The 10,329-nt window shown below is 30.0% G+C and carries 11 protein-coding genes and 1 pseudogene; all 12 read left to right on the plus strand.

All coding sequences use genetic code 11. From position 1 onward, the window contains the following. Window positions 1–32 precede the first annotated feature (32 nt). The gene (locus L8X30_RS03505; protein ID WP_263679032.1) at window positions 33–503 is read left to right on the plus strand and encodes an RNA pyrophosphohydrolase; all 471 of its coding nucleotides are present in this window, start codon (window positions 33–35) and stop codon (window positions 501–503) included. Next, on the plus strand, window positions 503–1,705 hold the full coding sequence (locus L8X30_RS03510; protein ID WP_263679033.1) for an aspartate kinase: 1,203 nt from the start codon (window positions 503–505) through the stop codon (window positions 1,703–1,705). Before L8X30_RS03505 ends, L8X30_RS03510 begins: the two co-directional genes overlap by 1 nt. Further along, the gene (locus L8X30_RS03515) at window positions 1,706–2,242 is read left to right on the plus strand and encodes a HobA family DNA replication regulator (RefSeq protein WP_263679034.1); all 537 of its coding nucleotides are present in this window, start codon (window positions 1,706–1,708) and stop codon (window positions 2,240–2,242) included. A gap of 41 nt (window positions 2,243–2,283) precedes the next feature. Beyond that, window positions 2,284–2,895 (plus strand): DNA polymerase III subunit delta', encoded by a 612-nt coding sequence (locus L8X30_RS03520; protein WP_318529747.1) that lies wholly within the window; start codon window positions 2,284–2,286, stop codon window positions 2,893–2,895. Beyond that, on the plus strand, window positions 2,882–4,024 hold the full coding sequence (gene folP / locus L8X30_RS03525) for a dihydropteroate synthase (protein WP_263679037.1): 1,143 nt from the start codon (window positions 2,882–2,884) through the stop codon (window positions 4,022–4,024). Before L8X30_RS03520 ends, folP begins: the two co-directional genes overlap by 14 nt. A gap of 2 nt (window positions 4,025–4,026) precedes the next feature. Continuing rightward, the gene (gene ligA, locus L8X30_RS03530; protein ID WP_263679045.1) at window positions 4,027–5,982 is read left to right on the plus strand and encodes an NAD-dependent DNA ligase LigA; all 1,956 of its coding nucleotides are present in this window, start codon (window positions 4,027–4,029) and stop codon (window positions 5,980–5,982) included. Continuing rightward, complete coding sequence (locus L8X30_RS03535; protein WP_263679046.1) at window positions 5,972–6,694, plus strand: TlyA family RNA methyltransferase; 723 nt, start codon at window positions 5,972–5,974, stop codon at window positions 6,692–6,694. The genes ligA and L8X30_RS03535 overlap by 11 nt, the downstream gene beginning before the upstream one ends. After that, a complete protein-coding gene (locus tag L8X30_RS03540) occupies window positions 6,660–7,511 on the plus strand; it encodes a bifunctional riboflavin kinase/FAD synthetase (RefSeq protein ID WP_263679038.1) in 852 nt (283 codons plus the stop codon). Before L8X30_RS03535 ends, L8X30_RS03540 begins: the two co-directional genes overlap by 35 nt. After that, complete coding sequence (cmoA, locus tag L8X30_RS03545; RefSeq protein WP_263679039.1) at window positions 7,501–8,205, plus strand: carboxy-S-adenosyl-L-methionine synthase CmoA; 705 nt, start codon at window positions 7,501–7,503, stop codon at window positions 8,203–8,205. The genes L8X30_RS03540 and cmoA overlap by 11 nt, the downstream gene beginning before the upstream one ends. Window positions 8,206–8,388: 183 nt before the next feature. Next, the gene (locus tag L8X30_RS03550; RefSeq protein ID WP_263679040.1) at window positions 8,389–8,979 is read left to right on the plus strand and encodes a bacteriohemerythrin; all 591 of its coding nucleotides are present in this window, start codon (window positions 8,389–8,391) and stop codon (window positions 8,977–8,979) included. Between the two features lie 8 nt (window positions 8,980–8,987). Next, window positions 8,988–9,566, plus strand: a complete 579-nt coding sequence (locus L8X30_RS03555) for a bacteriohemerythrin (RefSeq protein ID WP_263679041.1) — start codon at window positions 8,988–8,990, stop codon at window positions 9,564–9,566. A 181-nt stretch (window positions 9,567–9,747) separates the two neighbouring features. Next, window positions 9,748–10,329: pseudogene (locus tag L8X30_RS03560) on the plus strand (hypothetical protein); the annotation flags it as partial.

The raw sequence follows: 10,329 nt of genomic DNA on the forward strand, positions 1-10,329 counted from the left end.
TATATTATTAAAAAGTCAAGGATAAGAAAATCATGGAAAAAGAAAAAAAATATAGGCCAAATGTAGCTGCTATAGTACTATCATCAGCTTATCCTTTTGAATGTAAAATTTTACTTGCTAAACGTAATGATATGGAAGATATATGGCAATTTCCTCAAGGTGGTATAGATGAAGGAGAGGATGTTAAAAGTGCGTTGTTTAGAGAATTAAAAGAAGAAATAGGCACAGATGAGGTTGAAATTTTAGCTGAATATCCTGAGTGGATTAATTATGATTTTCCAGCTAAGGTTGCACAAAAAATGTATCCTTATGATGGTCAAAGCCAAAAATATTTTTTAGTTAGATTAAAAAATAAAGCTATTATTAATCTAAACACTAAAAATCCTGAATTTGATGCTTATAAATTTGCTTCATTAGAAGATGTTTATGATATGATTAACCATTTTAAAAAACCTATATATGTTAGGGTTTTAAAATATTTTAAAGAAAGGGGGTATATTTAATGCTGGTCGTACAAAAATATGGGGGAACAAGTGTAGGAACGCTTGAACGTATTGATGAAGTTGCTAAAAGAGTAGCAAAAAGCAAAAAAACTTGCGATAAGTTAGTTGTAGTAGTTTCTGCAATGAGTGGGGTTACTAATGAACTTATTGATTTTGCTCACCATTTTAGTAAAAATCCTTCAGGTCGTGAGATGGATATGCTTTTAAGTAGTGGTGAACGCGTGACTTCATCTTTACTTGCTATTGCATTAAATGAAATGGGTTTAAAAGCTACTGCATTTTCCGGACGCAATGCAGGGATTATTACAGATGATGTTTATACTAAAGCAAGAATAGAACACATTGATACTACAAATATCAACAAAGCCTTAGATGAGGGATATATCGTAGTAGTTGCTGGCTTTCAAGGTATTGACAAAATGGGTAATGTTACTACTTTGGGGCGTGGTGGAAGTGACTTAAGTGCGGTAGCACTAGCGGGAGCTTTAAATGCTAATTTATGTGAAATTTATACTGATGTAGATGGGGTATATACTACCGATCCTAGAATTGAGCCAAAGGCTAAAAAGCTAGATAAAATTTCTTATGAAGAAATGCTAGAGCTTGCAAGTTTGGGAGCTAAGGTTTTACAAAATCGCTCTGTAGAGCTTGCTAAAAAATTAAATGTGAAATTAGTTACTAGAAGTAGCTTTAATGAAAATGAAGGGACGATTATTACTAAGGAGGAAAATATGGAACAAGCTTTGGTTAGTGGTATAGCACTAGATAAAAACCAAGCAAGGGTTACTTTAAGAAATATCGATGATAAGCCAGGCATTGCTGCTGAAATTTTTGGGACTTTAGCAAATGAAAATATCAATGTAGATATGATTATTCAAAATGTAGGTTTAGATGGAGCTACAAATTTAGGTTTTACTGTGCCTGAAAATGAACTTGATTTAGCAACTAATGCTATGAAAAAAGTTTTAGGTGCTAATGCTAATATAGAAACAGATAGTGCTGTGGTAAAAGTTTCAGTTGTGGGTGTGGGTATGAAATCACATTCTGGAGTAGCTTCGGCAGCTTTTAAAGCACTAGCAAATGAAAATATTAACATACAAATGATTTCTACAAGTGAAATTAAAATTTCAGTTATCGTGCATGAAAAATACGGCGAATTAGCTGTAAGAGTATTGCATGAAGTTTACAAACTAGATATATAAATGAGCAATAGTTTTTTAAAATTTACCCTAGAGCAAATCCGAGAAAATGGTACTTATACAAGTTGGTTGGAAGAAAGGCGTCTTGAGTGGTCGCCTTTGGTCGCTTCTAAGTTAGCTTTGCTTTTGCAAGGTTATACTTTTATTGTGATTACTGATGATCAAAGAACGTGGTTTGAAGAGTATTTTTTAAGTCAAATTAACGCTAGTTCCACAAGACCTTTGGCGCCTTTTGTGTCTTTAAAAGGAATTTATAATAAAGCTTGTAATACCCAAGAAGATATAGATTTGCTAAATGATCTTTTAAGTATTTCTTTTCCTAATGGTTATGCCTTTTTTTATATAGGAGCTAATACAGGTTTTAAATTTAAAATCGCTAATTCCAAAGCAGAAAGTATGCTTTGGCTTTTTGATGAGCAATTGCAAAATAGCTTTTATCTCTCCTCACGCGATAAGGAATTAGACTATAAACTCATTTCTTTGTATAAAGTATTTGAGCAAAGCTTAGAGGCTGTGCTTTTTTCTAAGGTAGAAATTTGAATCTAAGAAATAAAATCATTATCCATAATGATTTTGAGCTAATGCAAGAAAAGCTCACAGAAGAATATGGAGCAAAAAATCTTAAATTTTTCATACCCAAAAATCCTGACTTAGAATTAAGACTAAATGACTTAACTTATGACAAAAACGGCCAAGCAACCGCAAAAGCTATTATGAATGAAAGTTATATAGCTGAAGCACAAGCTAAAATCATTGTTATACTAGCTAAGTCTTTTCGTGAAGAGGCACAAAATTTTTTGCTAAAAGTTTTTGAAGAGCCACCAAAAAATGTATATTTTATCATCGTAGCTCCTTCAAAAAATGTTTTTTTACCTACTATACTTTCAAGATTTATCATAGAAAAGCATAAAATTCAAAAAGAAAAGATGTCTTTAAATTTGGATCTTAAAACAATGGATCTAGCTCAAATTACTTCATTATTAAAACAATATGAAAATATAGACAAGCATGAGTGTTTAGAGCTAATTAGTGCTTTAAGCCATGAATGTTTTAAACAAGATATAAAATTAAACGATGAAGAAATTGAATTTTTTTACAAAGCTTATGAATTAGCTAAATTAAATGCAAAGCCAACTATTTTGCTAAGCACCATAGCTTTAATTTTACACGAGAGAAAAAATGAAAATCATTAAAATCAATCCTAATACAGATTTTGAAAAAATTTCTAAATATATAAAGCCACATAAAGCAGGCGAGAAAATTATGAGTGAAAAAACTCAAATTCATTTTTTTCTTATCAAAGAGTTAAGAGCACCTGCTGCAAATATACTCAAACAAGATGCGCTAAGGGTTGGAGCTGAGCTTGTAACACATAAAGAAGTTATATTAGGTAAAGAACACACCAATGCCTTACTTATGGTAACGCAAGATCAAGCCAAAAAGCTTATAGAAAAAGAAAAATTACAAGATTTTAAGCTTAAAAATTTGGCATTATTTTTAAAGTCTAATTTCACTAAACCCAAATATGCAAAAATTATGGGTGTGATTAATATTAATGAAGATAGTTTTAATGCTCAAAGCAGGGTTAAAGAAAATGAAGTTTTAGAAAAAATCGAACTTATGATTTCTCAAGGGGCTGATTATATAGATATAGGCGGGGTTTCTTCAAGACCTGGTAGTGTATATTGTGGGCAAGAAGAAGAGTTTAAACGCTTAAAAAACACCCTAGATTTAATCTATAAAGAAAAACTTTATGAAAAATGTATTTTTAGCTTAGATAGCTTTGATGAGTATTGTTTAGAATATGCTTTAAATAAAGGCTTTAAGCTTATTAATGATATCACCGGTTTTAAAAATGAAAATTTAGCTAAATTAGCTTTAAAATACAAAGCCACTTATACACTCATGCATATACAAAATACTCCACAAAATATGCAAAATAACCCGCATTATGAAGATGTATTAGCTGAGCTTGATGATTTTTTTGCGCAAAAGCTAGAAAGACTAATTGAGCTTGGTTTAGAAGATGTGATTTTAGATGTTGGTATTGGTTTTGGTAAAAGTCCTTGGCATAATATGATGTTAATCAAGCATTTAGAGCATTTTTTACACTTTGAAAAAGAGCTTTTAATCGGAGCTAGTAGGAAAAGTATGATAAATGCTTATTTTAGCTCAAGTGTTGAGCAAAGACTAGCTGGCACGCTTTATTTGCATTTAGAAGCTTTTAAAAATGGTGCAAGTATTATAAGAGTGCATGATGTGTATGAACATAAGCAAATGTTTGAACTTGCAAAAGCTATGGATGAACTTTCTTTGGAGTAATGATGACTTATCAAGAGTATTTAGAAAAGGTAAAATTAGCAAAAGAATGGATGAGGGCTTATTATGAAGATGACGAGCCTTTAGCAAGTGATGAAGAATACGATAAACTTATAAGAGAGTTAAAAGCATTTGAAACGCTTCATCAAGAAAAGATTTCTAAAGATTCTCCTACGCAAAATATCGCCCCAACTATACAAAGTGAGTTTCATAAACTTGCACATAGTGCAAAAATGTGGTCTATGGAAGATGTTTTTGATGAAGCTGAGCTTAGAGCTTGGGCAAAAAGAGCTAAATGTGAGTTTGATTTTTTCATAGAGCCTAAATTTGATGGAGCAAGTTTAAATCTTACTTATGAAAATGGTATTTTAATTAGCGGTGCTACAAGAGGCGATGGCGAAATAGGTGAGGATATTACTTTAAATGTTAAAGAGATATCAAACATACCTCAAAGTATACCTTATAAAGACAAGATAGAAATTCGTGGTGAGGTGGTGATTTTAAAAGAAGATTTTGAAAAAATCAATGAAAAAAGAGCCAAAGATGGCTTAAGTTTATTTGCAAACCCACGTAATGCAGCAAGTGGCTCTTTAAGACAGCTTGACACAAGCATTACAAAAGAAAGAAATTTAAAATTTTATCCTTGGGGAGTGGGGGAGAATTCTTTAGATTTTAAGAAACACTCTGAAGTGATGGAATTTGTAAGAAGTCTTGGTTTTTTAAAAGATAATTTTGTTTTTTGTGTAAAAACTTTAGATGAGGTTTTAGAAAAATACCATGAGCTTTTAGAAAAAAGAGATCAAAAACCTATGATGATGGATGGTATGGTTGTAAGGGTAGATGATTTAGCTCATTGCAAGCTTTTGGGTTATACAGTGAAATTTCCAAAATTTATGGCCGCGTTTAAATTTCCTGCTTTGGAAAAAACCACAACCTTGCTTGGGGTTAATTTACAAGTTGGAAGAAGCGGAGTGATTACCCCTGTGGCAGTACTAGAACCTGTAAATTTAGATGGGGTTATAGTAAAGTCTGCAACCTTGCATAACTTTGATGAGATAGCTAGACTTGGAGTGATGATAGGCGATAGCGTAAGCGTGATAAGAAGTGGAGATGTCATACCTAAAATCACTAAAGTTTTTACTCAAAGGCGTGATGGTTTAGAAAGTAAGATTACTAAACCAACTCTTTGTCCTGAGTGTTTAAGTGAGCTTTTAGATGAGGGCACTTTTTTAAAATGCCAAAACCTAGACTGTAAAGCAAGACTTGTAAATTCCATTATACATTTTGTATCCAAAAAGTGTTTAAATATAGATGGCCTTGGAGAAAATATCGTCGAGCTTTTATTTAAAGAAGGAAAAATCACTAACATAGAAAGTATATTTTTCTTAAAATATAGTGATTTTGAAGGATTGGAAGGCTTTAAAGAGAAAAAAATCAACAATCTTCTAAGCGCTATTGAAAATGCAAAAAAATGCCCCTTATCAAGGTTTATCACTGCTTTGGGTATAGAGCATATCGGAGAAGTAGCAGCTAAAAAGCTAGCACAATCTTTTGGCTTTGAATGGTTTATGCAAAGCTATGAAGCTTATGCAAATTTAGAAGGCTTTGGCGAGCAAATGGCTAAAAGCTTAGAAGAATTTACCCATGTTAACGCAAACCGCATTAAACATTTTTATGAAATTTTGCATTTAGAGGATGAGAAAAAAGAGCTTATTATAAATGAAAATATTTCTAATAAAACCTTTGTTATCACAGGAACTTTAAGCAAATCACGCGATCATTTTAAGGAATTAATCGAAAGCTTTGGAGCAAAGGTAAGCTCAAGTGTGTCTAAAAAAACGGACTTTGTATTATACGGAAGTGAAGCAGGCTCAAAGCTTGAAAAGGCTCAAAGTTTAGGAGTCAAGTGCATCAATGAGGCTGAGTTTAATGCTCTTTTAGGCGGTGATGATGAGGTTTGATGTCTTTGTAAGTGCAAAGTTAAACATTTCTCGTAATAAAGCTTGCGAGCTTATAGAAAACAAGCAAATTTTACTCAATGATGAATTTAAAAAAACCTCTTTTAAAATCACATCTTTAAATCCTTTAGAAGATGAGAGTTTAAAGCTAACGCTTTTAGAAGAGCTTTTTGTAAGTAGGGCTGCTTTTAAACTCAAGCATTTTCTACAAGATCATGCATTTACTATAAAAGATAAAATTTGTTTAGATATAGGCTCATCAACTGGAGGTTTTGTGCAAATTTTACATCAAAGCAAGGCTGAACATATCACAGCTTTGGATGTAGGTTCTAATCAACTTCATGAGAGCTTAAGAAATTTAGAAAATATCCAAATTTGTGAAAACACTGATTTGCGTGAGTTTAAAAGTGAAATTTTATATGATGTTATCACTTGTGATGTGAGTTTTATATCTTTAACACATTTGATTTTTCATATAGATAAGCTTGCTAAAGATCTTATCATCTTGCTTTTTAAGCCTCAATTTGAAGTAGGTAAAAATGCTAAGCGTGATAAAAACGGAGTAGTAAAAGATATAAAGGCTATTAAAACTGCTAAAGAAAGCTTTGAAAAAGCCTGTGCAAAGCTTGGTTGGATTTTACAAGTAAGTCAAGAGTCGCACTTAAAAGGAAAAGAAGGCAATGTTGAGTTTTTCTACGCCTATAGAAAAAACTAAGATCACTAGCTTAGCCATAGGGCGTTTTGATGGTATGCATTTGGGGCATTATGAGCTTTTTAAGCATTTAGATGAAAACGGAGCCTTGTTTATCATCACTAAAGAGGAAAAAGAAGCTCTAACGCCTAAGGATTTTAGAATAACTTTAGTTGATTTTCCTTTGATTTTTTGTGATTTTGAAAAAATCAAAGATTACAAAGGAGAGGATTTTTTAAAGCTTTTAAAGCAAGAATTTCCCAAACTAGAAAAAATCATCGTAGGTTATGATTTTAAATTTGGTAAAGAAAGAAAATGCAGTGCCAAAGACATACAAAGCCTTTGTGGTATAAACACTATTATTGTAGATGAGTTTAAAATTCAAAACAAAAGCGTTCATACAAGTATGATTAAAACCTTACTTAAAGAAGCAAAAGTTAAAGAAGCTAAAAATTTCCTAGGTAGGTTTTATACTATACAGACAAATATCATCAAAGGGCAAGGCATAGGTGCTAAAGAGCTTTTTGCAACTTTAAATTTATGCGTCAAAGACTTCTTTTTACCTAAAGATGGTGTATATGCGACTTTGGTAAAGATTGAAAATAAAAGTTATCATAGTGTAAGTTTTATAGGTATAAGATCTACTGATGAAAATTTTGCTTTAGAAACGCATATTTTAGATGAAAATTTCACAAACACAAATACAAAATCAGTGGAGTTAAGCTTTATTGACTATATAAGAGCTAATGAGAAATTCAATGATTTAGCCTTATTAAAAACACAAATTGGTAAAGATATTAACAAAGCAAAAGAAATTTTAGGAAAATTAAATGAAAGATGAAATTTTTAAAAAACCCTTAGAAAAACAATTTGAATTTGATAAAAGTGTAGCAAGCGTTTTTGATGATATGGTGTCAAGGTCCGTGCCTTTTTATACGCAAAATTTAAAACTCATAGTCGAACTCATAGATCATTTTACACCGCAAAATGCAAGAATTTGTGATCTTGGTTGTTCTACGGCTAGTTTATTGCTTGCACTTTATGAAAAAAGAAAAGATTTCCTTTTAAGTGGGGTTGATGAGGCTAATGCTATGCTAGAGATTGCTAAAAGTAAATGCCAAGCCTTTGGAGCTAGGGTGGAATTTCATCAAAAAAATTTAGATGATTTTGAGTTTTTTAAAAATGATGTTTTTATAGCTACTTATACTTTACAGTTTATCCGCCCACCTAAAAGACAAGAGTTAGTTGATAAAATCTATCAAAACCTAAATGAAAATGGTATGTTTGTGTTTAGTGAAAAAATTCTATATGAAGATGTAAAAATAGCTAAAAAAATGATACAAATTTATGAGCAATATAAACTAGAGCAAGGTTATAGCAAGCTAGAAATTTCAAGCAAACGAGAAGCCTTAGAAAATATCCTCATACCTTATACTCAAAATGAAAACATAGCCATGCTTAAAAAAGCAGGATTTTCTAAAGTAGAAAGTGTTTTTAAATGGGTAAATTTTGAAACTTTCATAGCTTTTAAATAAAATATTTTCAATATAAAAGTTAAAAATATTAGCTTAAAAATTATATTTATAATTATAAATATATTACAAATTAATTTTTCTACTATTGCAAACATTTATAATTTATTATATAATTTGGTTATTTTTTTATACTTATTTATGTTTATTTTTTGGTTGTATTTTTTTATTAAAAAAAGGGCTTTTATGATTAAATGGTCGAAAGAATATAGCGTGCATAATAAAACCATTGATGAGCAGCATAAAGTTTTATTTGATATAGCCAAAAAGGCTTATCTTATAGCAGAAAATCATGCGAGTATTGGTGAAATCAAGAGTGTTTTGATTGAGCTTTTTGAGTATATTAAAACTCATTTTAAAGATGAGGAAGCTCATATGCAAAATATTGCTTATCCTGGATTAGAGCAACATAGAAAAATCCATCAAGAAATTACAACTTCATTAATCTCTTTAGTGAAAAACATTAAAACTGTAAATGATTTCAAAGAAAAACTTAATGTAATTACAGAAAAATGGCTTGTAGAACATATATTAAAAGAAGATATGAAATATCATAGATATGAAAAACAAAAACAACAAAAAACCGATGAGGTAGATTTTGGTAAGGATGAAAATTTAACTGTAGAGCATTTTGTTGAAGAAACACCAAAATATGTTGTTTATATTTGTGGTTGTGCAAATGAAAAGCATAAAATCCCTCATCGTGTTCATTTACAAATTCTTAATGGTGTAAAATATAACTGCAAAGTTTGTAAAAAAAATATTCGCATTGCTTAGGATGTCTTATGGAAGCATTTCCAATATGGAATGAAAAATTCAGCATTGAAAATGCAGATATTGATTTGCAACATCAAACTCTTTTTGCTTTAGCAGAAAAAACCGCTAATCTTTTAAATAGACATATTTATAAAGCAGAAGTCAAGGAATTATTGGGTGACTTTTTTGATTATATGCGAACCCATTTTAAAGATGAAGAAGATTATATGTATTCTATAAATTATCCGTATTTATCAGAACACAAAGCAATGCATAAGAAAATTATCAAAGACATGAGTGTATTGCTTAGTGAATGTTCTAGTACAAATGATCTTAAAGAAAAGCTATATAAGATAGTTTCAGTATGGCTTTTAGAACATATAGTAGAACATGACATGAGAATTAGTAAATTTAAAAAAAATTTAGATAAAAAAGATTTAAATCAAAAACAGGTGCAAGAGAGCAGTGATAAATTTGAGTATATTTGCGCTTGTAAGGATATGATTCATAAACTTGATTATGGAGTGCATATTAAAATAAAATATTTAAATATAGCTTATAAGTGTAAAAAATGCTCCAAAGAATTAGTTTTTAATTATATAGAATAATTTTTCCAATATTAAATATAAAAATTATAAAATAAAAATTTATAATTTAGATAATTTTTATTCATAAAATTATTATTAAGAATAATTTTATGAATAAAATATTAATATTATACTCATTATCAAAATATACATAAAACAGCTATATCCATTTTTTATATCAATTTTACGAAAGGGTTTTTTAATGAATAAAAATTTATCTAAAAAATGTTTTATGGGGGGGGGTAGTAGCACTTTATTAAAACTCTATTTTATCACTATCATCTCTTTAAGCTCCCTACAAGCAGCCACCCAGGCAAATTATGATAAAGCTTCTAATGCTTATGTTATTAAAGAGCATAAATTTAATAATAATGATGTATATGATTATAATCTTGATACCTATAAATTTATCAACGGTGTGAATTATTATGGACAATTTTCTACTAATAAAAATATTTCGGATACTACTTTGATTTATGATAATCCTAAAAATAAGGATTATTTTAGGTTAAATTTAAAAGAATCACAACAAGACATACTCACTCCAAGTATTAAAGAAGATATTTTTGTAGTTAATGGCTTTCATAGTACTAATTTATCTAATACCACATTACATCAAACTAGCTATATACCTTTTTTAGTTTCTGCTTATACTTTCAATGCAAAAGCTAATAATAATACCTTAGTATTAAAAGCAGGAGAATTATCTTCAGTATATTATTTAAAACCTACTGATAAAGAAGTAATTAATCCTAAAGCTACAGGCTTAGATAATAAATATAAC

Source organism: Campylobacter sp. CNRCH_2015_0338h (assembly GCF_025772785.1).
GTDB lineage: Bacteria > Campylobacterota > Campylobacteria > Campylobacterales > Campylobacteraceae > Campylobacter_D.